Genomic DNA, 26,307 nt, shown 5'->3' on the forward strand with positions numbered 1-26,307 from the left:
AAAGATAAAAGGGGTATCTAAATGGGATTTAGTATCATTCCTGCTATCCCTGGTGTTGATGATGATATTCGGGAAAACTTCATCTATTTAATTTAACTCAAACTTATGACCTTAGCTCACTCCAAACCCAATCAAGTTAACAGAATCGATCATAAATTACCATCATTAACGACGACAAAACACCCTGCCGTCTCTGAAGAGGAGATGCGCCAAGCGGTAAGGACTTTACTATTGGGATTAGGAGAAGATCCAGACCGAGAAGGATTGAAAGATACACCAAAACGAGTAGTTAAAGCCCTTAAATTTCTCACTTCTGGCTATAATCAATCTTTAGAAGAATTGCTTAACGGGGCAGTATTTCATGAAGATACTAATGAAATGGTCTTAGTTCGTGATATTGACCTATTTAGTTCCTGTGAACATCATATATTACCTATTCTAGGCCGAGTTCATGTAGCTTATATTCCTGATGGTAAAGTAATTGGACTTTCAAAAATTGCTCGTATTTGTGAAATGTACGGACGACGTTTGCAGGCACAGGAACGACTTACCGCACAGATTGCAGATGCACTACAAGAATTGCTAAAACCGAAAGGGGTGGCTGTGCTTGTAGAGGCAAGTCATCTGTGTGTGGTAATGCGAGGAGTGCAAAAACCTGGTGCTTGGACTTCCACCAGTGCGCTTAGAGGGGAATTTGCCAATGATGCTAAAACCCGTCAGGAGTTTATGAGCTTGGTTCAACACAATCCTAGGTTGCGTTAAGGGATTTGTGTGGCACTTTTAGAGATGAGTTTTAAGCTCATCTCTACCGTTCTTTGCTAGGGTGTTCAAGTTCTGAGAATTTGCCCCCAAATCCTTCTCTTGACTTTATTAATTGTTAATTGTCACTTGATAACTTCTTGGATAGCCGCTAAACGTAAATTTCGATTTTCGGCTGCTTCTTCTAGGGTTTGTTTTTTAACCCTTTGAAAAGACATTGAGTAAACTAAATTGATGGGGAACATTTGGCTTGACTAAGCATTCATTAAGCTGTTGTTTAATTAATGACTCATCTAAATCACGCCCGATGAATACAAGTTCGTTTTTTGGATTGGTTGTCCAATCATGACCTTGGATATCGTAGCGAGGTCCGCTCAGTTGAAAAATATGTCGAGCAGGACTTTCTTGAAACCATAGTATTCCCTTAGCACGAAATACATTACTGGGCAATTGTTGGGATAAAAAATGTTCAAATTTTTCAAGTTCAAAAGGGCAATCGCTTTTAAAGGAAACAAAACTAAAACCATCGCCTTCTAAATGATTGTTAAAAGCAGATTTGTTGCGTCTAAACTCTGGTATTTCAGCTTTATAGGTATCTGTTTGAGTTAAGCCAATATCTAAAATTAAAGGTAAAGGAACTCTACTATATTCACTTTCTAAAATTCTAAATCCTGGTTTAATCTCTTTAATAAATGCTTTTAATTTGTCAATTTTATCTTCAGTTGCTAAGTCAATTTTATTTAAAATAACCATATCAGCATATCTAATTTGTCTTAAAGCGGCATCACTATCAAAATGTTTAGCATCAAAACCAGCTGCATCAACTACTGTGATGATAGCATCAAGACGAGTTAAAAAATTTAATTCTGTACTAAGAAAAGTCATAATAATGGGAAATGGGTCTGCTAATCCTGTTGTTTCAATGACTAAATAATCTATTTTTTCTTCTCTTTCTAAGACTTGATAGACAGTATTAATGAAACTATCATTAATGGTGCAACAAATACAACCATTGCCTAATTCTATCATATCTGATTCTACTGAGATGAGAAGTTGCTCATCAATATTAATATCACCAAACTCATTAACTAAGACCGCTATTTTCAGGTTATCTTTATTCTGTAAAATTTGATTGAGTAAAGTGGTTTTTCCACTACCTAAGAAACCAGTAATTATGGTGACTGGCATTCCACTTTTTGGTAAAGATGGCAGAGCATCGGATAGATTGAAATTTAGAGGAGTCATAGTCTTAAGTTAATTTGTTGCGGGATATTTCGATAATGATTATTAATTTACACTATTATGAGAATGATAATCATTCTCATTTTAAGATATCGGAGATGGATTTATGATCATCGGTGGCATGAAACAATAGCAATATTTTTTGTTCGTAGAGAAATTTACTACTCAGCTTCTGATTTCTGGCTAATGGATAGATAAGTGAGTCGTTCTGAATTTTCAGCGACGGAAACTCCAATTAACGTCACATCACTATCTAAAGGAATAGAAGCAAAATAGCAACAGAGTTCTTCTGTTGTTCCTCCAGGACATAGGGGAAAATCGTTCACAATTATCGGTAAACGCTCTCCCCATTCCTGTAATCGCTGTTCCATATCTACCATATCTAATCCATACATATCAGATGGATTACGTTGAGCGCGAAGGTGTAAGGTAATTTGAAAATCATGCCAATGATTCTCCATCCAGATTGGAGGATTATGGTGCTTGCGACGTAAGGTGGCACGGATTTGATAATCGAAAATTAGGGACTGCGTAATCACGACGGACGATGAAGATAAAATCAAGCGAGAAGAAATAAATATACTTCCCCAAGCCTGATTTTAGCTTATCTATCTGAAATGGTGCTTTCAACTATTAAAATGCGGCTGCTCCAGCTTCGGCTACGGCATGGTCTTGCTCTCCTGACCCACCACTAACTCCAATTCCCCCCACTACTTGTCCCTCACTAGAAAGGGGTATTCCTCCAGCAAAAATCATGATTTTGCCATTATTAGAGGCATGAATCCCAAAAAATTGTCCTCCTGATTGACTCTGTTCGGCTAAATCTTTAGTGGCCAGATCAAACGCCCTAGAAGTGTAAGCTTTTTTGATTGAGATATCGATACTTCCGATCCAAGCTCCATCCATTCGTACATGGGCTACCAAATTTCCTCCCCCATCCACTACTGCTATATTCATGGGTTGACCAATTTCGATCGCTTTTTTTTCGGCCGCACTAATTACTCTTCTGGCATCTTCTAATGTAACCATTAATCCCTCCATTGGACTTGAGACTTTAAGTACACTAGCAAATTACAGGCTATTAAACAATCCCATTTGATTGTCTTTAACTTTCAGTCAATCTCGGTATCAACTGAGCTAAATTACAAGGACGATTACGAGAATCAAGTTGCTCTTTGATAATACTCCATCCTGTTTGACAAGCACCACTAGAACCAGGTAAACAAAAGATATAAGTACCATTAGCTACGCCAGCCAAACATCGAGACTGAATGGTAGAGGTTTTGATTTCTTGATAGGAAATCATGCGAAATATCTCACCAAACCCCTCAATTTCTTTGTCTAAGAGTGGTTTAATGGCTTCTGGTGTACCATCTCGTCCTGTAACTCCTGTACCACCAGTGCTTAAAATTACTTGGACAGATTCATCTGCAACCCATCTAGATACTACCGCACGAATTTGGTAAATGTTATCGGGAACGATAGTTTTTTCTGCTAATAAATGACCTGTTGTGGTTAAATTATCCACTAAGATTTTGCCAGATTTATCGTCAGCTTCGGTTCTTGTATCAGAAACTGTTAGGACGGCAACTTTTAAGGAAATTAAAGATTCTTTTTGGTTCATTTTTGTTACTTGTAAGTTAATTTTTAATAAAAATATTTTTCTACTTCTAAAACACTTTTGCCAAAACAACTATTGACAATTGTTGTAATGCGATCACAGGTTAAATTAGGCAGAGCATTGCTTATCGTTAATTCTGAATATCCTGAATCACCATAAACAAAGAATCTAATTTTGTTGTTTTCCCATAGCCAAACTTCAGGAATTTTTAAGTATTGATATTTGGTTAAATCATCAATACTTCCTGATGTTAGATTTATTTCTACTGCTAAATCTGGCCTGTCTTTGTCTATTTCAAAACAGTAAGCAACATCAGGTTCTTTTCCTTCTTTTCCCTCTTCTTTAAGAGTCGTTTGATTGTAAGGAAAAAGTGCAATATTGTTTTGACGGCAGTAAGCCCAAATAATTGCTCTAATATAATCACCAATTAATTCATGGTTACGTCCTGGAGACAAGACAGTAATAACTCCATTGCGAAAAGACACTCGTTTACTTGGCAAATCTAAACTAATATATTCAGCCCAAGTTGTATTAGTAATTGTGGTAATGCGATCGCTTTTTTGTGTTCCAATACTTAACATTATTACTTAACTGTTAGTCATTGTTAATCTATTCCCTACTTTAATCAATTAAAATTTTTATCATCCATAAACTTTTTGATAATACTCCTGATAGTCTTTTGATAGTAAAGGTTGCCACCATTTTTGATCATTAAGATACCATTCAATGGTTTTTCTTAACCCATTTTCTACGGTTTCTTTGGGAGTCCAACCTAATTCTGTTTTAATTTTTGTAGCATCAATAGCATAACGGCGATCGTGGCTAGGGCGATCCTTAACAAAGGTAATTAATTCTTTGGCCGGCTTAACTGGTAAGTCCGAAGCCAACTCATCCATTAACTCACACAACATGGTTACTAAATCAATATTTTTAACTTCATTATTGCCTCCAATATTATAAGTTTCTCCTGCTTTTCCTTTGTTAATTACTGTTTCTAGTGCTGAACAATGATCTCCGACATATAACCAATCTCTAATATTTTGTCCATCTCCATATACAGGTAATGGTTTCCCCAATAAGATATTAATACACATCAAGGGTATTAGTTTTTCAGGAAAATGATAAGGACCATAATTGTTAGAACAGTTGGTAATAATTGTTGGTAGATTATAAGTATGAAAATAGGCTCTTGCTAGGTGATCACTCCCTGCTTTTGAGGCAGAATAAGGACTATTAGGAGCATAAGGAGTTACTTCTGAAAAAGCCGGATCATCAGCCTCTAAACTCCCATAAACCTCATCGGTAGACACATGGAGAAAACGAGAGTTTTCTGGGTTTCCTTGCTCATTCCAATAGTGACGAAAACTCTCTAATAAGGTAAAAGTTCCAATGACATTGGTTTGAACAAAAGCATCCGGTCCTAGAATAGAACGATCCACATGAGATTCTGCCGCAAAATGAGCAACAGTGGTGACCTGTTCTTCTTTTAAAATTTTCTCAATCAAAGGGCGATCGCAAATATCCCCTTGAATAAATTTAAACTGTTTTCTATTTTCTAAATCAGCTAAATTTTGACGATTTCCTGCATAAGTTAAAGCGTCTAAAACAATAACTTGATCATCAGAATAATTCTGACACCAATGATGCACAAAATTTGAGCCAATAAACCCAGCACCACCAGTGATTAAGATACTCTTCTTCTCTTTAGATAATGACATAAGCTAATAATTTAATTACCAAATTGTATTCATTTGCAACTGAAACCCCGACAAAATAGGCTTATCGCTTACAGTTATGGGATTCTTTAAACATTTTACTTCTATTTGGGAAGGATAAATATAAATTTGGTGACTTTTGCCATCGATTAACCAACCTAATTTGACAGGATGCTGCATTCTACATCCTACACAGTTCACTCGTGGGATATGGAATGCCCACTTTGAGGGGGAGTGTCACTAACCCTAGACAGAGCCTTCCTAAGCGATACACCTAACTCCGAACTCTGAAAACAGCATAAGGAATCATTTTCTAAATCCAATTTCTGTCGAAATTTTACCCCTCATTAGAAGATAGGGGGTAAAATAAAATCAGAGTTTTTTAATTAAAAAAATCCTTATGCAAAATTTTGATTGGAAAAAACTACAAAATGGCTCAGACATCCGTGGGGTTGCTTTAGAGGGAATCCCCGGTGAGTCCGTTAATTTAACCCCTGAAATTGCTAAGATTTTGGGTCAAGCTTTTATTAGTTGGTTAGAGAAAAAATTAGGTAAAAGTGCCTCGAAATTAATTATTTCTTTAGGTCGTGATAGTCGCTTATCGGGTCCTGATTTACTAGCAGCAGCCAGCGAAGGAATTAGTTTATTAGGAAGCACAGTTTATAATTTTGAAATTGCTTCGACTCCTGCTATGTTCATGAGTACCATCAACCCCGATTTAAGCTGCGATGGGGCTATTATGTTAACCGCCAGTCATCTCCCATTTAATCGTAATGGCTTAAAGTTTTTCACAAAAAATGGAGGACTAAACAAGGGAGATATTACCGAGATTTTAAATTTAGCTGAAAATAATAATTTTCCAGTTGGAACAGAAAAAGGAAATATAAAAGATTATGATTTTATTAGCGTCTATTCTGAAGGTTTAGTCAAAAAAGTTAGGGAAGGAGTTAATCACACAGAAAATTTTGAGCAACCATTAAAAGGTCTAAAAATTATTGTAGATGCCGGAAATGGTGCAGGGGGATTTTATGCAGAAAAAGTCCTAAAACCTTTAGGTGCTGATACCGAAGGCAGTCAATTTTTAGATCCTGATGGTACTTTTCCTAATCATATTCCTAATCCTGAAAATGAAGAAGCCATGGAATCTATCTGTCGAGCAGTTATTGATAATAAAGCAGACTTTGGGATTATTTTTGATACGGATGTAGATCGGGGGGCTGCTGTTGATAATTTTGGCAAAGAATTGAACCGCAACCGCTTAATCGCTTTGATTTCTGCCATGATTTTAAAGGAACATCCAGGGTCAACCATTGTAACAGACTCTATTACCTCTGATGGCTTAAGTGAATTTATTACACAAGAATTAAATGGTGTTCATCATCGCTTTAGAAGAGGTTATAAAAATGTCATTAATGAAGCAATTAGATTAAATAATGAAGGGCAAGAATCATGGTTAGCTATCGAAACTTCTGGTCACGGTGCGATGAAAGAAAACTATTTTCTAGACGATGGGGCTTATTTGGTTACAAAACTGTTAATCAAATTAGCAAACTGTCAACAAGAAGGGAAAAATTTAGCAGAGTTCATTGCCAAATTACGAGAACCTGAAGAAAGTCAAGAATTTAGGGTAAAAATTAATACAGAAAGTTTTCAAGATTATGGTAATCAGGTAATCGAAAAACTAAAAGAATTTGTAATAACTCAAGATGATTGGCAACTGGTTCCTAATAATTATGAAGGAGTCAGAATTTCTTGTTGCTCTGGGGATGAAAATGGCTGGTTATTACTGCGTTTATCTTTGCATGATCCTGTTATTCCTCTGAATGTAGAATCTAATGTTTCCGGCGGAGTTAAAAAGATTGCCAATCGAGTTTTGGAATTTTTGAAAGATTTTGATGCTTTAGATTTAACAGCATTTCATGTATTATAATCATTGGTTTAGATGAGGTGTGTTCAACAACAAAATCCTAGATTAACTATTATGGCATTACCGATTGTAGCGATTATTGGACGACCGAATGTGGGCAAATCAACCTTTGTCAACCGTTTGGCTAAGGATAGACAGGCTATTGTACACGATGAACCAGGGATTACCCGCGATCGCACTTATCGCCCTGCATTTTGGGCTGATCGTGATTTTCAAGTGGTAGATACCGGGGGACTGGTTTTCGACGATGAGACAGAATTTTTGCCCCTGATTCGAGAACAGGCCATGGCAGCTTTAACAGAGGCCAGTGTAGCTATTTTTGTTGTAGATGGGCAACTGGGTTTAACAGCCGGGGATAGTGAGATAGCGGACTGGTTAAGACAGCAAGAGGTTCCCGTTTTATTAGCGGTTAATAAATGTGAATCACCAGATCAAGGATTGATTCAAGCTGCGGAATTTTGGGAATTAGGACTAGGGGAACCTTACCCCGTTTCTGGTATTCATGGCAACGGGACAGGGGAATTATTAGATGAATTAATTACCTATTTACCGTCTCCTGATGAGTTACCTGATCGAGAAGAGATCAATGTTTCTATTATTGGTCGTCCTAATGTGGGAAAATCCAGTTTATTGAACGCATTTTTAGGGAAAAAAAGAGCCATTGTCAGTCCTATTTCTGGGACAACCAGAGATGCTATTGATACGGTTGTAGAACGAGGAGAAAAAACCTATCGCTTAATCGATACGGCTGGTATTCGTCGCAAAAAGAATGTTAATTATGGGGCGGAATTTTTCAGTATTAATCGAGCCTTTAAAGCTATTCGTCGGGCGGATGTAGTTTTATTGGTCATTGATGCTATTGAGGGCGTTACCGACCAAGATATCAAGTTAGCAGATCGCATTATTGATGAAGGAAGGGCTGCTATTATTGTGGTTAATAAATGGGATGCCATAGACAAAGATTCTTACACCATTTATGAGTATAAGAAAAAGGTCATGTCTCGACTTTATTTTATGGAATGGGCGGATCTAATTTTTGTTAGTGCTATGTCAGGAAAAAGAGTAGAAAAAATATTTAAATTGGTGGATGTAGCAGTAGAAGAACATCGTCGTCGGGTGAGTACATCTGTGGTCAATGAAGTATTAGAAGAAGCAGCAAAATGGCATTCACCTCCAACCACTAGACAAGGGAAACAGGGAAGAATTTATTACGGAACCCAAGTATCCAGTCAACCCCCAACCATTGCCTTATTTGTTAACGATCCTAAGCGATTTAACGATAATTATCGACGTTATATTGAGCGACAGTTTCGCGAACAAATTGGTTTTCTAGGGACTCCTATTCGTCTGTTCTGGAGAGGTAAGAAAATGCGAGATGTTGAACCCAGTTTAAACAGAGCAACCAAAGTTTAAATGAAGAAAAATCCGTAGGGTGGGCAATACTCAAAACTATCTTTATGTTAAGGTTTTAACTTTAATTAAAATTGCCCACCGTATGTTTATTTGTAACATTATTAAGTTTATACCAATTTCCTAAAGTAGGGGTTAACGGCCGTTAACTCCTACAAGACAAACTTATGTAGTCTAAGTTGATGAAAATGGTATTAGGAGAAATAAGCAAATGAAAGAATTATTTGAGTTAAAAGATTTGTTATTAGCAGGGAATATTGATGATGCTTTGTTATTGGTTGAAGAGTTGACAGAAATGAGCAAAGATGATAAGCTCAATAAAATTTTTAGTTTCAGTATTATCCTATTATTAAATCTCATTAAACAACAGGCAGAAAAACGTAGTACAAGATCCTGGGAAGTATCTATTGCTAACTCTGTTAGACAAATTCAACGTACAGATAAACGGCGTAAAACTGGAGGAAATTATCTAAACCCAGTAGAGTTAAGAGAAACTTTAGAAGATGCTTATAATTCAGCATTGAGACAAGCATCTTTAGAAGCATTTAGAGGTAAATATGAAGCATAAGAACTAGGAGAAATGATGAATAAAACCGCTATTATTGAGGAAGGAATAGAATTAATTTTAAAAAAATAAACGTTAAGGCGATTAATTTGCTAAAATAGAAATTAGTTAACTAAGTAAAAAAATCGAAAATGAACACCATTGATTTACTGACACAAAAAATCCGTTTATTACCCCCTGATAAACAAGAAGAGGTTTTAGATTTTATTGAGTTTTTAATGATAAAATATCAACCAGAAACCTCTCGAAAATCTGCTGAAGAATTAGCTATTGAACGTATGAAGGATCTTGATGATCCAGATAACCCTGATAAATGGGAAACTGTTGTTGATATCGGTGATGAAATTGATGTTGAATCTAGTTTGGAGAATTTAAGAAAACGTGGGTACAAAGTAAAGGTATCAAGTGAAAGTCAATCATCTTGTTAGAGAAGAAGATTTACCTCAATTATCTGAAGGGTTAAGGAAAGACTTTGAGGATTTTTGTAATTCTATTTTTGTCGAAGATCCCTACAATTGTTTAGGGTTAGATAATCATACCCTCAAAGGAGATTTAAGAGGATATCGCGCATTAGAAATTGATGAAAATGGGGTTAGTTATCGTTTAGTTTATCGTATTTATGAAAAACCTGCACCTAAACGAGTGTTTATTTTAAGTTTTGCGGAACATGATCTTGCTTATGAAAAAGCTAAGGATAGAAAGTAAGAAATAGAATTAATTTTAGGATAAATATTATCTATCTAGATAACTAGCTTATCCAGGGGTGATTTTTAATATTTGAACCTGTAAAATAGCTGGTTTGCTTTTGAGTTCAAGGAGAATGAAATCAAGTTGCTTTTTGGAAGAAACTAAACAATTAATAACTGCAACACCAATTCTATCATCAGACTGATTATTCACAGGGGTAACGGTACGAACATGAAAACGAAAATGAGGAGGAATATCGTTTAAAATATGGCGTAATATCCCTTCCCTATCTTGCATTCTGATCTTTAATGTGACGGTACAAAGTTGACAACTATAACTCCAATTAATAACCCTTTTGTTATCTGGATTAACATTTTTGATTTGTGAACAATCTTCACTATGAATATATAAAATTCTTTTATCATTACGGACTTTAATAATTCCGATGATTTCAGATGAGTCATCAGGAAAAGGTTGACAGTGGGTACAAATTTTGTATTCATCAGCACTTTGTCCGTCAATTGGATTATCTATGTGATTATCTAATTCCAAATTTTCTTCACTAACTAAACTTTCATAATATTTAAAATAAATGCGAAGTGTGTCTTTTATTTTACGAATATCAATTATTCCTTTACCTAAATCTTCATATAACCCATCAGGAGTTTTGTACATTAATGTAGTTGCAACATATTGAAAAATTGTACCATAGAGACTATATTTGTTAGAAAATTCATTCATAATCAAAGCTTTACCTTGACTGATATTATGACGACGAAACCATTTTTTTATTTCATGCTTTGCTTTTTTTGTGTAAACAAATTTTAGCCATTCTTCTTTAGGTTGTCCAAATTCTTTATCAATTATAATATTAATTTTATCCCCGTATTCTAAAACATAATCAAGTGAAACAGATTTATTATTAACTAAAGCTTGAACACAATGATTCCCTAACCTGGGGCCAATTTTGTAGGCAAAATCTAATACTGTTGACCCTTCTGGTATTTCTTTTTCTTCATTGCTCTCAGTTAAAACGGTGATTGTTTCAGTTTTCTGTGGATCATATTCTTTTATCCATTTTACTAGAGATGTTTCATCAAATATTTCTAAATCTCGATAGTCTGGATACTCTTGAAACAGTAAGTCTTCATTCTTTTTTATAAATTCTTGAAGTTTATTTACTTTAATCGTTATAAGCAATTCTGCACCAATTTCTAAAGCAAAAATTAAGTTAACGACATCAGGAAAGGTAACTTTTGGGGGATAGGGTCTTAATTTATTAGCAAGCTGAAAAATCTTTTCGTAATCTATATTGTCATGAATTCTACCTAAGTTGCTAATTTTTTCAAGATAGTCTAGAATCCTACTAGATAATAATTCCCCATCTTCAATGAGTTGATCAACAAGTTCAATACAATGATTATGACAAAGTATAGACTGTTCAACTCGTAGAATCTCTTGCTCGATGAAGCGATTAATAATTTTGATATTGTGTTTAAAAGCAGATAAATTGTTACGTTGTTGAGAACTAAACGGACGTTCAAGAATTAAAGCGAGGAGTGTAAGGTAGTCCAGAACAATATGTTTGTGCATAACGAGAAGGATTCATAATTGATTTTAGAGAATTCAATTCATCATTGATGCTTTAATTTATAGAATTCCTTTATGGGATTTCAGTCCCAATATATATGGAGGTCGAAGATGTCAATCCCAATGTACATGGAAAAAAGTACAATAAAGGGTAAGTAACTAATTTTTCTGTATAAGGACAGCTTAAATGTACTATAAGTTTAAGCTGTCCTAAGACATAGACGATAAAACAGCAAAAATTTCTTATGAAAGCCTTAATTATCTTTTAAGTAGTTCCTTTTGCGTTTTTTGAGCAATTCATCACCATATTCATCTCCATCAATATCAGTATTATTGTCTTGACCAGGTGATCTGCGACGGGAAGGGGGGGTCTGTACTAACATCAATTCATCATCGGCGATCGCCTCAAGTAATGCAGAAAGGGAACCCTTTCCACCATGTTTAAACCCGAATTCTTGGGCTATTTTTTCTAAATCCGCTTTTTTCTCTGGTGATAGCTTAATAGAATACTCTTTTTTGTTTAAAGAAGGTTTTACTCCTCGATTTTCTTTAAGACCTTGAGTATTAGGAGAATAATTTGGCATGACATTATTAAAACGAACAATCGAATTAATTGGAACTTTATCAATTTCCATAATTCTATACGATCCAGCCAATTTAGCAAATGTCAAGTGTCAAGATCATTAACAATCTTAACTGACAAGTCAAAGTACAAAATAGAACTTATCAGAATATGCCCTGTATTTTGTGGTTTAAAAATCAGAAAAAGCCATGTTTACTCTACTTTACTAGCTATAGCTTGCATTTCCTTATGATTATGATACTATAAAAAAAAGACACTCCGGAACTTAGGAGTGTCCCAAAGTATCTTTTACTTTTATCACCTTATGACAAATTTCCCCAGTGTATCAACCCTCTTCAGGATTATTTTAGGGTGGCTATTCCTATTGATTTTCCCTAGCTGTAAAGAACTAGGTAACCACGAAGAAATGCTAGGAACTAAACAAGCAAAATCAGGAGAAATTGATGAACAACGCACCTTTAACCCCTATTCTCCATTCTTGTGGCTATTTTTCTCATTGTATATGGTACTTTTGTACTTTTTGTAGTGTGATATGGTGTCGATTCTAAAACAACATTTTGGCGCATCTCTTTGCGCCTTCAGATATTTTCAGAAATTGTCTGATTTAGGCATAATGGCAAACACTAATTTAGAACCATATAAGATCCATTTTAATCCTCATTCAAATCAGCAATTAAATCTTCTACAGTTCCTTTTTTAGCTGTTCCTGTAGCTATTGCTTGTTTTAATTCCTCAACATTAACTCAAATTTGTTTTTCTCTAGTTTCAGCCCTATATTTATGGAACATTTCTAGCAATAAATCTTGTTCATCTCCTGATAAACTCTCAAAAGATTTGATAATTTCCTGCAAAGTCATTATTTTACCTCCAAAAACATTTAAAATATCATAATTTTATATAGAATTATAACAAAAAAATTCACTTCCACCATTTAACTATTCTCAAAGTTGATCCGATTATAAATATCGGCGGTCTCGCTCCGCGAGTGCTGCCGCACCGCTAATTCATCTCAGGTCAAATTAAGCCTTTCCCACCTTCCCAAACCGTCGTTCTCGCTGCTGATAATTTAATAAAGCATCGTGGAGAGTATGACGATCAAAATCAGGCCAAAGGGTTTGTGTCACATAAATTTCTGCATAGGCCAACTGCCATAACAGAAAATTACTAATCCGCATTTCTCCACTGGTACGAATTAAAAGATCGGGGTCAGGAATACCTTTGGTATACAAGAAATTTTCAAATAAACTTTCATTAATATCATCTAAATTCAATAATCCCTGTTTTACCTGTTGAGCGATCGCCCGACAACTTTGGACAATTTCTTGACGGCCACCATAATTAGTCGCCACGGTAAATTGAACCCCAGTATTATTTTCCGTATCTTCCATAGAACGAGATATTTCTGCCTGTAGGGAAGGACTCAACACATCTAAATCCCCCACGAAGCGAATTCTCACGTTTTCAGTCATCATTTCTTCTAATTCACGGCGCAGAACCCTTTCAAACAAAGTCATCAAAAAATCCACTTCTTCGAGGGGTCGTCCCCAATTTTCTGTTGAAAAAGCATAAGCTGTCAAAGCCGAAATCCCCCAATCGCTACAACAACGGAGTACATCTTTGAGAGTATCCACCCCTCTTTGATGTCCCATAATACGAGGCAGGCCACGACGTTTTGCCCAACGGCCATTACCGTCCATAATGACGGCGATATGTTGGGGAAAACGGTTTGGATCGAGATCGCTTGGTAAGTCCTTTAACACAATAGGCTGCGTCATTTCTTCTCTTCTGATGAGTTCGATGACAATGTACGAACGGTGGTTTGTAAGAAGCGTCTTCCCTCTGGGCCGATAATACGACTGAGAAGACCCCATCCTGGAGCTACAGACTCTCCCTTAACAAGTAAAGCAAATTTTTTGTCTAGTAGCTCTTTTAGTTTACTGCTAGTTAGGGGACGATCCAAAACTCCTTTTTCAGCGAGGGAAATGGAACCGGTTTCTTCGGAGACAATAATACATAGACATTGATCCAAGCTTTCCGTTATACCCATGGCCGCACGATGTCGCGTCCCGAGTTGACGGGAGAAGGTTTTATCAGAGAGGGGTAAAATGACCCCAGCAGAAATAATGCGAGTCCCCCGAATGAAAACCGCCCCATCGTGGAGTAGGGTTTTGGGCTGAAAAATAGTTTGTAGAAGGGCTTTAGAAATTTCCCCATCAATGGGTACACCTTGATCCACAAAGACTCTCATATCGATGGAGCCAGAAGTTTCAATAACGATCAAGGCTCCTGTACGGTTTTGGGAAAGTTCTCTGACAGCTTCTACCAGTTCATCTATAACATTATTGGTTTTGATACTGCTGGGTTTTCGTTTGAAAAACTGTAAGATTTTACCCTGTCCCAACAATTCTAGAAAACGTCGAAATTCTCCTTGGAAAATAACAGCCATGGCCACGGCTGCCCCTAAGACCAATTTTTCCAGCACGAACTGTAGCAGTGAAAATTGGAGCTTTTCGCTGATCACTGCTGCCAACATGAGAATGATAAGCCCCCGAACCATATACAGGGTACGACGTTCACCAATGGCTAAAAGCATTAAATAGGTTAGCAATAGCACTAAACCGATATCAATGCTGTTATGAATTAGCCCTTGAATTACGTCTGGCCTTGTCCAGTGTTGCTCAGTAGACTGACTTGACAGGAAGTAAGATGACAAGATAGATGCTCGATGAGAACAAAAAGGAGTTTAAGGATAAGGGAATTTAGGAGAGAAGCTTTTCGGGTAAACAATCTTGTCGAATCAGATCGTCGTAAGTTTCCCGTTTTAGGATTAAGTTAGCTTCTCCATTGTTGACCAAAACCGCTGCCGGACGGGGCAAGCGATTATAGTTGGATGCCATACTATAATTGTAAGCTCCTGTTCCCATGATTACTAGAATATCCCCTGGATGGGTTTGAGGCAACTGAGCATCTTTAATTACAATGTCTCCTGACTCGCAGTGTTTTCCTGCAACGGTTACGGTTTCATTGATCTCCGCTGACATTTTGTTACCTAGAACCACGCTATAAGAGGATTGGTAGGTAATAGGACGGGGATTATCTGACATTCCCCCATCAACTGCAACATAGGTACGTATGTCTGGAATTTCTTTACTGCTTCCTACTGTGTAGGCTGTCACACAAGCGGAACCAATTAGCGATCGCCCGGGTTCGGCTATCAGTTTGGGTAAGGGAATACCAGAGCGTTGACAAGCTTTCATCACCGCTTCACTGGCAGCTTTGATCCATTCTTCAATACTGGGGGGATCGTCGTCTTCTGTATAGCGAATTCCTAGGCCACCACCGATGTTTAATTCTGATAGGGTGAGTCCGTATTCTTGTCCAATTTTTAGCCATTCCACTAATACCCCGGCTAAGTCTTGGTGGGGTTGTCTCTCAAAAATTTGGGAACCAATATGGGCGTGGAGTCCTCGACAATCCAGGGATTTTTGTTCGGCGATATAACTAAAGACTGTTTCGAGTTGATTGGGATCAAAGCCAAATTTACTGTCTAGGTGTCCTGTGCGAATGTATTCGTGGGTATGACATTCAATACCTGGGGTTAGTCTAATGAGAATGGGAGTCTTCTGGTTGGGAATCGTTTCACCCAGTTGCACTAGGGTTTGTAGTTCTAACCAGTTATCAACGATGATGGTACAACCCATTTCCAGGGCCTGTTCTAGTTCGGCAACGGATTTATTGTTACCGTGAAAGTAAATTTTCTGAGCAATTTCTTGACAAGAATATCCTAGTTGTGTTAAAGCTTTTTGGGTTGTATAAAGTTCCCCTCCTGATACCACATCAAATCCTAAATTTTCTGTGGCGATGACACCAACAACGGCCAGAGAACTCCAAGCTTTTGAGGCGTAGATGACTTGAGACTCTCCTTGATAGTAGGTTTTGAATCCATCTCTATACTGATGGCAAGCGGTTCTCAGGGTTGTTTCATCGAGGATATAAAGGGGGGAAGCAAATTGTTCAACCAGGGTCTGAAGATCACAACCGCCGATTTCTAGGTGATCATGATTATTAATGTTAGCGGTTAGGGGCAATAAAGACTGGTTAGGGGATAATTGGGTAGTCTCTGTGACCTTTTTTGGTAGGTAGTCTTGTCCCGTGTGAGGGGTTTTTGTTGGTGTCGCTATCATAATTTCCTGGTCTAGTGGGTAACTTTGTTAAGCAGTTGGGAGACTCGGGGTAGTTAGGGCAAACCCAAAAATAAAACTAAAATTATTTCGAGAGTAAAATTTTAGCTTTAATAATCAAGGTCTTTGCTCGTTCTCTTCTTATATTAATACTATTTTATTGTTAGCACCACAATTTTTCCATAATGGTAACATCTTCCTGCTCATGGATAATTGGGGATCTTTATAATTTTTTAGTTTTTCTATAAAGGGAGCGTGTTGGGAATAAGATCAGCAGAGTCAGTTTTGCTATCCAAGGGGTAGAATTATCAACTTATTTTTTCTTGTTGAATCTTAATCTTTTTTTTATATTAAACAAGAAAGAATTATATTTTTGTTAATTTTTCACCCTTACCTATCTAGTTTACATAAGATTGAGTCAAAATTAAGCATCACAGGCGAGCTAAGATAGTTAAAGTTATGAGTACATCTACCAAATTTCACTATACCCAAACTTCAATGTTTTCTGATCTTAATGCAGACATTGTTGAAAGTGTTTTAGGGGAGGTTTGGTTAGAGACTCAGTTACAATTACAATCTTTTGCTAGTTTACCTGAAGCGGAACTACTGGAAAAATTCCGCCTAGCGTTTGGCGATCGCTTTGAGGAACAAGCAGCATTAAATCTTATTGAAGATTGGCGTAATCATAACTGGGAAGGGTTATCTCCCATAGAATTTGTGGATAATACTCAGTTTCGGGGGGCATTTTCCAGGGAGACAAATACCATTTATTTCTCAGAAAAGTTGGTCAGGGATACCGTTTTACAATTTGAAACCGTAGAAGATATTAATAGTGATAACCAGTATATACAAGCATTCGTAGCAGTCTGGTTAGAAGAAATTGGTCACAGTGTAGAAGCACAATTAAATGAGGAAGAAATAGCAGGGGATGAGGGTAGAATTTTGGCTGCTGTAGTTATAGGAGAAAGCTATACAAGGGATCAATTAAAACAATGGCAACAAGAAGAAGATCAAAATGAAATAATCATTAATAATCAAACAATTAATGCTGAATTTTCTGTAGTAGAGGATGATCTTTATGGACTGTTAACAGGACCAGTAGCGAGATGGGGGAATGTTAATACAATTGGTGGTGTGAACTCTGTGGAGACAACTCCTGTATCCATTAGTGGTAGTTCAGAACTTCCCCTTGTGATCACTTACAGTTTTATGACAACTGTTCCTAATTACTATGACATCGATGGTGACAGTGTAAATGTTGATGGAAATTTAGCCACTTTATTACAACCCTTTTCTGAGGATACAACAAAGTTCATTGTAGATGCGCTTAAACTCTATTCAGATATAGCTAATATCCAGTTTCAAGAAGTCGATGAAACAGCGAATGGTGGTGAAGGAGGCACTTTAAATTTTGGTTATGCGTTTCTTACCGATCAAATGGGAATGTCAGATGCAGCAGGATTAGCGTACACTCCCTCATCTCTCTTAGAATTTCCCTATTCACCTAATTTTGATAAAAAAATAGGAGATATTTGGATTGATAGAAACGAAACGAACTTTAAACCGGGCACTGATGTTTTTTTCACTATAATTCATGAAATTGGTCATGCTTTGGGATTAGAACATCCTCACGAAACCAGTGATGGTGATCAAATTGTAGGTTTTAAGGATAATTATGAATACACTATAATGTCTTATAATGAATCAAAGTTAAATCCTGGGGTATTTCCTAGAACCCCCCAAATTTTAGACGTTGCAGCTATTCAGTATTTATATGGTGTTAATAATAATACTCGTAGTGGAGATGATATTTATAGTTGGGAAGACAATGAAAACTTTATGCAAACAATTTGGGACACAGGAGGAAATGATACCATTTCTGCTGCGAAGCAAAGCAACGAAGTTACCATTGATTTAGCTGCTGGATATGCTAATATTGGATTAAATAATAAAACTTACAAACCAGCAAGGAGTAATTTACAAATTCCTGTTAATGTCATTATTGAAAATATAAAAGGTGGCCAGGGTGATGATACTTTAATAGGAAATAATATAGATAATCGCTTAGAAGGAAACGGAGGTAACGATACCTTAGAAGGCAATGGTGGGAATGATTTTATTGATGGTGGAGAGGGAGAAGATACAGCCATTTTTTCAGATGCTCCTCAAAACTATGATTATGAAGTTATTGATAATAATCAAATTAAAATCATTCATGCTAGAGGGAGTGAGAGCGTTCAGACTGATATTTTAATTAACATTGAAAATCTTAATTTTCTTGACACAAATTTAACAGTACACACTTTAACAGCACAAAAGTTTTATCAAGCAACTAATCAGCAAGGTAAAGTTGCGGATTTATTAAAACATAATTCAGGCTCTATTTTTCAGCAAATTATAGACTTTTTGGTGACTTATTTAGTTCGGTTAATGGTTCATCTAGCAGTCCTAATAGTAGTCCTAGTTCATTAAGTCTTACTACTGCAAGTAGTACCAGTAACAATAATGGTGGACTTTTTGATACGAATTTACCCATTTTAGGGGAGGGTTTAAGTAGTCTGCAAAATACTACTGCAATTATTACTGAAATTCAAAATTCTTTGGCTAATCTTTTGCAACCAGGGTTATTGTTAACTGCTCAGGAAATAGCCGATCAACTGAGTACCGTTCCCTATCTAAATGTAGAAGTCATATCAGAGACAGAAAATGGTGTAGAATTTGCCTTAAGTTTAGATGGAACTACCAATTTAGGACAGATAAATATTGCTCCTGATTTGGGTTTATTAGATGATTTTGGCTTAAACATTGATGCTAAAGCAGATGTTAATTTAACTTACAATTTAGATGGATTAAGATTCGGAGTCAATCAAGATCAAGCTTATCTTCATAAAGATGATTCAGACTTAGAAATTCTCGTTGAAGTTGGCTTACCTGATGCAAGTTTTCACGGGGATTTAGGGTGTATTCCTATTAGTTTTGATTTAAGTGATACTTTTCCCAGTAGTCTTGCTTTTGACTTTAATGTTGATTTAAGTGGCTTTGATTATTCTTTAGATTTTAGTCAGTTAGGAAATATCTCTTTATTTGATTTTGATTTTGCTCTGCCTGACGGGACTGTTGATTTACCTGGTATTAGTGGAGATTTTACCTTAAATTTAGCTGAATTAGGTAATATAGACTTTGGTGATCCTAGTTATACAGATTATAATATTCCTTTTGCTTTTGATAATATAGAACTGGATTTGGGTAGTTTATATGGTGATTTCTTAGAGCCAGTTTTAGATAATATTAATGCTGTATTTGATCCCATTCGACCCTTCATTGAAATATTTAATATAGAAATACCTTTAGTTTCTAATTTACCTGGAGCAAGTTTCCTCGATTTTGATAGTGATGGAAGAATAACTTTCCGAGATTTAGCGGGATTAGAAGCCCGTCGTCAAGGAATAAATATTAATTTTGAACTGATTGATACCATAATTGAATTTTCTGATTTTATTGCCAATATACCAACCTTTGGTAATGTCATTAATATTGGAGAAATTAATATTAATGATCTAGGAAATGTTTCTGCTAATCCAACTTCTTTTAATTCCCCTAATCTTGATTTACCGAGTGGGTTTAATTTCCCCTTATTGGACGATCCCCTAAACTTTGTTTATGACTTTATTTTCGGTAATCCCACTGAATTAATTACCTATCGAACCCCAGAAGTATACTTTAGTATTAACCCAGGAATTTTTGTCCCAATTATTGGACCTTTGGGGGTTCGTATCGAAGGTAATTTAGGGTTCAATGCTCAATTTGGTTTTGGTTTCGATACCTATGGGTTAACCCGTAAAGATGGAACCCACCTTGCTTTTGAAGATGGTTTTTATCCCAGATTCCGCACTTCAAAAAGTAGCATTAAATACTACAAGCCTGGGGTTAATAATTAAGTATAATTGCTTAAGCTCTTGAAGACAAAAAAGTGGGATAATTGTTTAAGTTGTTTCCTCTGTAAAAAAAGAGCGAAAAATGTCTTATTTAGAAGAAATACAAGTTAAAAATTTAGACCATTTAGGGATAGTAGCTGGTTTAATTGATGAAATAGGAATAGTCAAAATAATTAATAATAAATTAGGAATAGATGTTAGAGAAAAAATCTCAGCAGGTACAGTAGTTAAGTCTATTTTAATCAATGGACTAGGATTTGTTTCAAGACCTCTATATTTATTCAGTCAGTTTTTTCAAGATAAAGCCATTGAGAAATTGTTAGGAGAAAGAATTAAACCTAATTACCTTAATGATGATAAAATTGGGAGAGTAATGGATGAATTATATAAATATGGACTAAATGATATTTTTATTGAAGTAGTTTTAGAAGTAATTTAAAAATTTAAAATAGACCTTAAATACTCCCATTTAGATTCCACATCATTTCATTTAGATGGAGAATATAAAAGGGAAGAAGATAAAGAGAAACAGGAAGAAGAAAAAATTATTAAAGAAAGACCAATTTTTATTAAGAAAGGATATTCTCGGGATCATAGACCAGACTTAAAACAATGTGTCTTGGATTTAATAACAAGCCAAGATGGAGATATTCCATTATTTGTGAGAGCAGGAGATGGAAATGAATCTGATAAAGCTGTATTTGGAAAAGTTTTAGTAGAATTCAAAAAGCAAATAAAGTTTGATAGTATCATGGTTTGTGATAGTGCTTTATATGGTCAAGAAAATCTCCAACTAATCCAACATTTAAAATGGATAACGAGAGTTCCAATGACCATAAAAAAAGCAAAAGAATTAGTGCAAAATATAGAGGTGGAAGAAGTAAAAGATGAAGATAAAGAAAAAAGAAGTGACCTAAATTTAGAAAGTTATACCTGGAAAGAAGAAATTGTTACTTATGGTGGAATCAAGCAAACTTGGTTAATAGTCTTGAGTGAAAAAAGACAGAAAAGTGATTTGGAAAAACTAGAAAAACAACTTTCCCAAGAAGAGAAGAAATCCCAAAAATTTCTTAAAGAAATACAATCTGAAGAATTTGAACATCCTCAAGCTGCTCGATATAAATTAAAAGCTATTAATAAAAAATTGAGATTGTTGGAAATAAAAGAAGTTGAACTGATTGAAACTTACTCGAAAAAAAAGGAAAAGATTTATAAAATGATTAGTCTGATCATCAAAAAAGATGAAGAGATAAGTAGAAAGACTAAAGAAGCAGGAAAATTTATTTTAGCAACTAACTTAGTAGAGGAAAATAAATTAGAAGCTAGTGAAATTCTGATAACTTATAAAAACCAGCAATCTACGGAAAGAGGATTTCGATTTTTGAAAGATCCCTTATTTTTTACTGATAGTTTTTTCGTTGAAAAACCAGAAAGAATAGAAACAATGTTATTTTTAATGTCTTTGTGTTTGTTGATTTATAACTTGGGGCAAAGAGAATTAAGAAATTGTTTAAAAAGAGTCAAAAAAGGAATAAATAATCAAGTAGGGAAAGTAACATTGCGTCCGACTTTGAGGTGGATATTTCAATGTTTTAAAGGTATTCATTATGTGATTTTAAACGGAGTTAAACAAATTGTCAATTTAACAGAAGAAAGGCGTTTTATATTGAGTTTATTACCTGCATCTTGTGAAAGATATTATCTATAAATTGAATTGGATAAAGCAAAAATAATAAAAGAATAAGAGTCTAATGATATCAAATGAGAAGAGGAAACTCTCCTTCGTTTGTGCTGAGTCTTGCTAAGTTTTCAATGAGTATAAATCTTCTTAATTTGATTATTTTTCCTAAAAATTTAATGAAAAGAGAAATATTCTTGCCCAGGTATGATTTTCGGACTTTTTAAAACTATGTATTTTTTTATACTACATTTTGAAGTGCGGAGTCTGGGTTTTATCTTCACATCCCCTTGAATATCCGGATGGGTGCGTTTCACTGAGTAGCTATTACTATGTGGAACGTTTTCCCATTGAGTCTGAAGCCTATAAACAGATCGTAAGAGAAAAATCGCTAATTCGCATTAAAGCCCCAAACCTAATGGGGAAATCTTCGTTGGTTGACAGGATTATTGATTATGCACTTCTTCAAGACTATAAAACAGTTTCTTTGAATCTAAACACTGTCCCTGAGACAACCTTAATAGATATCGATAAGTTTTTACGGTGGTTTTCTCTCAGCGTTACTAAAGCAATCACGAAAGATAATAAGCTTCGAGATTATTGGGATGTAGAGTTATTTGGGAGTGTTCAGAGCTGTACAGATTACTTCGAGGAATACCTGCTGACAAACATAGATTGTCCGCTTGTTTTATGTTTAGACAACTTAGATCGTTTATTTCAATATCCTACAGTGACAAAAGACTTTTTGGAGATGCTACGAGACTGGTATGAGAAGGGGAACAATATCTCAATCTGGAAAAAGCTTCGGCTGGTGATAGCACACTCAACAACAGACTATATCAATCAAGGAATTAACTATTCTCCTTTTAACGTAGGCTTTCCTTTACAACTTCCGAAGTTCAATGAGATACAGGTACTAGACTTAGCTCAGCGTCATCAACTCGATTGGAAAAAAGAAGCTGAGATAGAAGTTTTAATGGCAATGGTGGGGGGACATCCCTATCTAGTAAGAAAGGCAATGTTTGAAAGCAGCTATCACAACATTGAGCTAAAAAAATTGTTGAAAGATGCCGATGAAGGAACAGGAATTTATAATGACCACCTACGACGGATCTTAACCCAACTTCAAAAGACACCAGAAGTGCTTGAAGCTTTAAAAACAGTTGCAAAATCATCTTCGCCAGTAAATTTGGGAGATTTTAACAAGTTTAAGTTACGCAGTATGGGACTAATAAACCAGACTGGAGAGTTGGTTCAAACTAGTTGTGAATTGTATCGAAAGTATTTCAGTAAGTAAAGGAAATTATCAGGCCATGACACCAAAACCAATGCAGGACTACAACTATCAAATAGGGGGAACTGTCGAAAATACCCTAATTTATGTGTCTCGAAAAGCTGATACAAAAATTCAAAAAGAGTTAAAAGCGGGCAATTTTTGTTACATACTCAATGCTCGACAAATGGGCAAGTCTAGTTTGCGAGAACAAACAACAGAAAAGCTGAAAACAAAAACAATGATCTGTGCTTCTTTTGCTCTAAAACAATCTTATTCTACTAAAACACAATGGTACGGAGGTTTTATTCAAGATTTGATGAAAAGTCTCAATTCTCAGCTTCCTCAAGCAATCAACTGGCGCGACTGGTGGCTTAAGAATAAAGACTTAGAAGAGATAGAGCGATTGAAAACTTTTATTGAAGAAGTATTATTAGCTAACATTCAACAAAATATTGTTATTTTTATAGATGAAATTGATACTATTCTCAGTCTCCAATTTTCTTTAGATGAGTTTTGGACACTGATCCGTGAGTGCTACGAGCAACGCCCTAACAACCCTGAATATAAACGGTTAACCTTTGCCGTGTTTGGGGTTTCAACGCCTTATGAATTGATTCGGGATAAAAATCTGACAGTTGATATTGGTACAGCAATTGACTTAACTGGCTTTACTTTCGAGGAGGCCAAGCCTCTAGCTAAGGGATTGAAAAAAAAAAGCTCGCGACCCAGAAAAAGTTCTTCAAGAGATCATAAATTTGACGGGGGGACACCCGAATTTCTCACAAAATCTGCGATCGCCAAACACAGAAGCCTTACAGGAAGTGGGTTTGAACAGAGCGATCGCAGATTTCCCCAACCAATAGTCTGTTGTCAGATTTTAAGTTAAAATCAACCCGAATTAGACAAAGATGAAAAGATAAATCAATCACTCATTTTTCCAAAAAAATTATTAATAAAATCTCTAATAGTACTAGATTGTTAGAATAAAATATGCTATAATTTAATTATTAAAGCAATTTACCTTAAACTGATTTAATGAGTCCCAGTCATCCCCGAACCCCTCGTCAAGTAATCAACTTTAGTAAACAGAAAGGAAAAGAAATAATCGCTAATTTTGATGGGGGACTAATCACTTCAGATGCGGGGATTGTCTGGATAGCTGAGTTGGATAAAAAACTGGGAATTACCGAGAAGTTTGGTAACTGTTTTCAAGATCATCGTCATAAATCTTATGTAGATCATTCCGTTCATGAGTTATTAGCACAAAGGCTTTATGGAATTATTTTAGGCTATGAAGATGTCAATGACTATGATAAATTACGTCACGATCCTGCCCTTAAGATCGCTTTAGAAAAGCTTAATGAACTTGAAGATAAAAAGGGATGGTTAGCTGGAAAAAGTACAATTAATAGATTGGAATATTGTCCTGAGACTATTCTCGACCAAAAAACGAGTCGTTATCATAAAATAGAACCCAACTTTGAAGCCATTGAAAAATCTTTTGTCGAATTTTGTTTAGAGTCTTATAAAAAACCTCCCTTAAGTATTATATTAGATATGGATGTCACGGATGACCAAGTACATGGTAATCAAGAAGGGGCATTTTTTAATAGTTATTATCACGGAGTATGTTATGCTCCTTTATATATTTTCTGTGGGCATCATTTATTAGTTGCTAAACTTCGTTCATCTAATGTAGATCCAGCCGATGGAGCCTTAGACGAATTACAAAGAATTATCGGACTAATTAGAGAAAAATGGTCAGAGACTCATATCCTAGTTAGGGGTGATAGTGCCTATGCCCGTGAAGAAATCTTCTATTTTTGTGAAAATCAGCCTTTAGTTGATTATGTTATAGCTATGGGAACAAATGGCGTTCTTAAGTTACGAGCGGATGATGTAATTGAAAAAGCCAAACATGAATATGAAAAAAGACTAGCTCCAATAACTGAATTAATGGATAGTTTATTTCAGAAAAAAGAAGATTTAGAAGAAGTTAAAAAATTAGTACCAATTTCTACTTGGTATCGCTCTATTCGTTATAAAACAGAAAAGTCATGGAGTTGTCAAAGAAGAGTAGTGACAAAAGTTTGTTATGGAAGTGATGGCTTAAAAATGCGCCATGTGGTGACATCTTTGCCCGCTTCAAAAATTCCACCCTCAAAACTTTATACAAAAAATACTGTCCGAGAGGCGAGATGGAAAATCGGATTAAAGAACAACAATTAGACTTGTTAGCTGATAGAACTTCAACTCAAACATTTCAAAATAATCAACTAAGATTATGGATACATTCCTGGGCTTATGTTCTCATAAATGCTTTTCGTCAACACTGTTTAAAAAAAACTTCATTGGCTAAAGCAACTGTGGGAAGAATACGTCTAAATCTTCTTAAGTTGGGAGCCAGAATAAAGATTAGTTGTAGAAGAATTATTATCGCTATAGCTAGTGCTTGTCCTGTAACTGCTCACCGCAACAAAAAAGTCTTATTGAAAAGCACTACAAACAACATCAGTTGAGTCAACAAAAATATAAGCCCTGTGATTTAGCGTAAAATTTAAGCTAATTTATTACGGCTATTTTAATGACTAACATTCCCAGAATCAAGTCTTTTAAAAACCTCAAATAAAAACAACAATATGAGAAAAAAAAAGAATAGTAAGATAGTTTTTTGTTAGCGGAGATTATCCGCTAATCCTGTGTATTTTTGTGCAGAGAGATAGGGGGATCAAGAAAAATCTATCCCCCATCGGCTCCGGAGCCTTTTACATCTCTAATCCTGGGGGACTCCGACCAGCTAATGAAAATAATTCGCATAATTGGACAATGGCATTTTGCCCCTGTAATCTCATGGTCTCTAAAAAACTGAACATTTGGGTGACTAACTCTGCACCCCAGTCGCTTCTTGCTCCCCCACTTACTTTGCGGTGAATGACAATGGGACGTAAAGCTCTCTCAGCATCATTATTATCTGGTTTGACTTCAGGATAAGTTAGAAAGGTGAACCACTCTTCCCAATGACGTTTGAGACGGTTAATCAATCTTTGTGCATCATAAGGCCATCCTTTTTTGGGAGTTGCTTTAAAAATCTTTTGCAGTGAGTTCTCGACTTCTGTTCTTTTGGAGCCTAAGTCTTCA

General features: G+C 35.7%; 21 protein-coding genes and 3 pseudogenes. 12 read left to right on the forward strand and 12 right to left on the reverse strand.

Annotation, left to right across the window (positions count from 1 at the left end; all coding sequences use genetic code 11):
* The first annotated feature begins 105 nt into the window (after positions 1 to 105).
* Entirely contained in the window at positions 106 to 762 is a 657-nt protein-coding gene (gene folE / locus CWATDRAFT_RS11590; RefSeq protein WP_007305163.1) for a GTP cyclohydrolase I FolE, read from the forward strand.
* Positions 763 to 957: 195 nt separating this feature from the next.
* Here the strand turns inward: folE and CWATDRAFT_RS11595 are convergent, their stop codons facing one another.
* The 6 genes from CWATDRAFT_RS11595 to rfbB form a co-directional block, all read right to left on the reverse strand.
* Positions 958 to 2,004 carry a CobW family GTP-binding protein gene (locus tag CWATDRAFT_RS11595; RefSeq protein ID WP_007305188.1) on the reverse strand — a complete coding sequence of 349 codons (1,047 nt, stop codon included), beginning with the start codon at positions 2,002 to 2,004 and terminating at the stop codon, positions 958 to 960.
* Positions 2,005 to 2,162: 158 nt separating this feature from the next.
* Positions 2,163 to 2,462, reverse strand: coding sequence for a hypothetical protein (locus CWATDRAFT_RS11600; protein WP_007305187.1), 300 nt, complete (start codon positions 2,460 to 2,462; stop codon positions 2,163 to 2,165).
* Positions 2,463 to 2,634: 172 nt separating this feature from the next.
* The gene (locus CWATDRAFT_RS11605; protein ID WP_007305186.1) at positions 2,635 to 3,030 is read right to left on the reverse strand and encodes a GlcG/HbpS family heme-binding protein; all 396 of its coding nucleotides are present in this window, start codon (positions 3,028 to 3,030) and stop codon (positions 2,635 to 2,637) included.
* Between the two features lie 76 nt (positions 3,031 to 3,106).
* Entirely contained in the window at positions 3,107 to 3,625 is a 519-nt protein-coding gene (moaB, locus tag CWATDRAFT_RS11610; protein ID WP_007310471.1) for a molybdenum cofactor biosynthesis protein B, read from the reverse strand.
* A 23-nt stretch (positions 3,626 to 3,648) separates the two neighbouring features.
* Positions 3,649 to 4,203 carry a Uma2 family endonuclease gene (locus CWATDRAFT_RS11615; RefSeq protein ID WP_007305184.1) on the reverse strand — a complete coding sequence of 185 codons (555 nt, stop codon included), beginning with the start codon at positions 4,201 to 4,203 and terminating at the stop codon, positions 3,649 to 3,651.
* 60 nt (positions 4,204 to 4,263) lie between these two features.
* A complete protein-coding gene (gene rfbB / locus CWATDRAFT_RS11620; protein WP_007305183.1) occupies positions 4,264 to 5,340 on the reverse strand; it encodes a dTDP-glucose 4,6-dehydratase in 1,077 nt (358 codons plus the stop codon).
* 397 nt (positions 5,341 to 5,737) lie between these two features.
* Here rfbB and CWATDRAFT_RS11625 point away from each other — a divergent pair, with 397 nt between their 5' ends.
* The 5 genes and pseudogenes from CWATDRAFT_RS11625 to CWATDRAFT_RS11645 all read left to right on the forward strand — a co-directional run bounded on the left by CWATDRAFT_RS11625 (position 5,738) and on the right by CWATDRAFT_RS11645 (position 9,944).
* Complete coding sequence (locus CWATDRAFT_RS11625) at positions 5,738 to 7,267, forward strand: phosphomannomutase/phosphoglucomutase (RefSeq protein WP_007305164.1); 1,530 nt, start codon at positions 5,738 to 5,740, stop codon at positions 7,265 to 7,267.
* A gap of 51 nt (positions 7,268 to 7,318) precedes the next feature.
* Positions 7,319 to 8,677 carry a ribosome biogenesis GTPase Der gene (gene der / locus CWATDRAFT_RS11630; protein WP_042711456.1) on the forward strand — a complete coding sequence of 453 codons (1,359 nt, stop codon included), beginning with the start codon at positions 7,319 to 7,321 and terminating at the stop codon, positions 8,675 to 8,677.
* A 208-nt stretch (positions 8,678 to 8,885) separates the two neighbouring features.
* Positions 8,886 to 9,311 (forward strand): annotated as a pseudogene (locus tag CWATDRAFT_RS11635) (DUF29 family protein).
* 59 nt (positions 9,312 to 9,370) lie between these two features.
* Positions 9,371 to 9,667, forward strand: a complete 297-nt coding sequence (locus CWATDRAFT_RS11640; RefSeq protein WP_007305167.1) for a DUF2281 domain-containing protein — start codon at positions 9,371 to 9,373, stop codon at positions 9,665 to 9,667.
* A complete protein-coding gene (locus CWATDRAFT_RS11645) occupies positions 9,645 to 9,944 on the forward strand; it encodes a hypothetical protein (RefSeq protein ID WP_007305168.1) in 300 nt (99 codons plus the stop codon). The genes CWATDRAFT_RS11640 and CWATDRAFT_RS11645 overlap by 23 nt, the downstream gene beginning before the upstream one ends.
* Positions 9,945 to 9,992: 48 nt before the next feature.
* On the opposite strand, the gene CWATDRAFT_RS11650 is transcribed toward CWATDRAFT_RS11645, so the two are convergent.
* The 5 genes from CWATDRAFT_RS11650 to lysA all read right to left on the reverse strand — a co-directional run bounded on the left by CWATDRAFT_RS11650 (position 9,993) and on the right by lysA (position 16,283).
* Positions 9,993 to 11,519, reverse strand: coding sequence for a TGS domain-containing protein (locus CWATDRAFT_RS11650; RefSeq protein ID WP_007305182.1), 1,527 nt, complete (start codon positions 11,517 to 11,519; stop codon positions 9,993 to 9,995).
* 251 nt (positions 11,520 to 11,770) lie between these two features.
* Positions 11,771 to 12,151 carry a hypothetical protein gene (locus CWATDRAFT_RS11655; protein ID WP_007305181.1) on the reverse strand — a complete coding sequence of 127 codons (381 nt, stop codon included), beginning with the start codon at positions 12,149 to 12,151 and terminating at the stop codon, positions 11,771 to 11,773.
* A gap of 967 nt (positions 12,152 to 13,118) precedes the next feature.
* Positions 13,119 to 13,874: an isoprenyl transferase gene (locus CWATDRAFT_RS11660; RefSeq protein WP_042711453.1), complete on the reverse strand. Its 756-nt coding sequence runs from the start codon at positions 13,872 to 13,874 to the stop codon at positions 13,119 to 13,121.
* Positions 13,871 to 14,752, reverse strand: coding sequence for a diadenylate cyclase CdaA (gene cdaA / locus CWATDRAFT_RS11665; protein WP_071905577.1), 882 nt, complete (start codon positions 14,750 to 14,752; stop codon positions 13,871 to 13,873). Before cdaA ends, CWATDRAFT_RS11660 begins: the two co-directional genes overlap by 4 nt.
* Before the next feature lie 106 nt (positions 14,753 to 14,858).
* Complete coding sequence (lysA, locus tag CWATDRAFT_RS11670) at positions 14,859 to 16,283, reverse strand: diaminopimelate decarboxylase (RefSeq protein ID WP_007305178.1); 1,425 nt, start codon at positions 16,281 to 16,283, stop codon at positions 14,859 to 14,861.
* Between the two features lie 495 nt (positions 16,284 to 16,778).
* On the opposite strand from lysA, the gene CWATDRAFT_RS11675 reads away from it, so the two are divergent.
* The 6 genes and pseudogenes from CWATDRAFT_RS11675 to CWATDRAFT_RS33485 all read left to right on the forward strand — a co-directional run bounded on the left by CWATDRAFT_RS11675 (position 16,779) and on the right by CWATDRAFT_RS33485 (position 25,688).
* Positions 16,779 to 18,752 carry a M10 family metallopeptidase gene (locus tag CWATDRAFT_RS11675; protein ID WP_157134071.1) on the forward strand — a complete coding sequence of 658 codons (1,974 nt, stop codon included), beginning with the start codon at positions 16,779 to 16,781 and terminating at the stop codon, positions 18,750 to 18,752.
* Positions 18,753 to 18,880: 128 nt separating this feature from the next.
* Positions 18,881 to 20,218: a hypothetical protein gene (locus CWATDRAFT_RS11680; protein ID WP_007305170.1), complete on the forward strand. Its 1,338-nt coding sequence runs from the start codon at positions 18,881 to 18,883 to the stop codon at positions 20,216 to 20,218.
* 79 nt (positions 20,219 to 20,297) lie between these two features.
* Positions 20,298 to 21,923 (forward strand): annotated as a pseudogene (locus tag CWATDRAFT_RS11685) (IS1634-like element ISCwa1 family transposase).
* Positions 21,924 to 22,227: 304 nt separating this feature from the next.
* Positions 22,228 to 23,190, forward strand: a complete 963-nt coding sequence (locus CWATDRAFT_RS11690) for an AAA-like domain-containing protein (RefSeq protein WP_050018351.1) — start codon at positions 22,228 to 22,230, stop codon at positions 23,188 to 23,190.
* A complete protein-coding gene (locus tag CWATDRAFT_RS11695) occupies positions 23,159 to 24,055 on the forward strand; it encodes an AAA-like domain-containing protein (RefSeq protein WP_050018352.1) in 897 nt (298 codons plus the stop codon). Before CWATDRAFT_RS11690 ends, CWATDRAFT_RS11695 begins: the two co-directional genes overlap by 32 nt.
* A 149-nt stretch (positions 24,056 to 24,204) precedes the next feature.
* Positions 24,205 to 25,688: pseudogene (locus CWATDRAFT_RS33485) on the forward strand (IS1380 family transposase).
* 246 nt (positions 25,689 to 25,934) lie between these two features.
* Here CWATDRAFT_RS33485 and CWATDRAFT_RS11710 read toward each other — a convergent pair.
* The coding region (locus CWATDRAFT_RS11710; protein WP_007305177.1) for an IS66 family transposase at positions 25,935 to 26,307 on the reverse strand (373 nt) is incomplete at its 5' end.

The organism is Crocosphaera watsonii WH 8501 (assembly GCF_000167195.1).
In the GTDB taxonomy this organism is placed as follows: domain Bacteria; phylum Cyanobacteriota; class Cyanobacteriia; order Cyanobacteriales; family Microcystaceae; genus Crocosphaera; species Crocosphaera watsonii.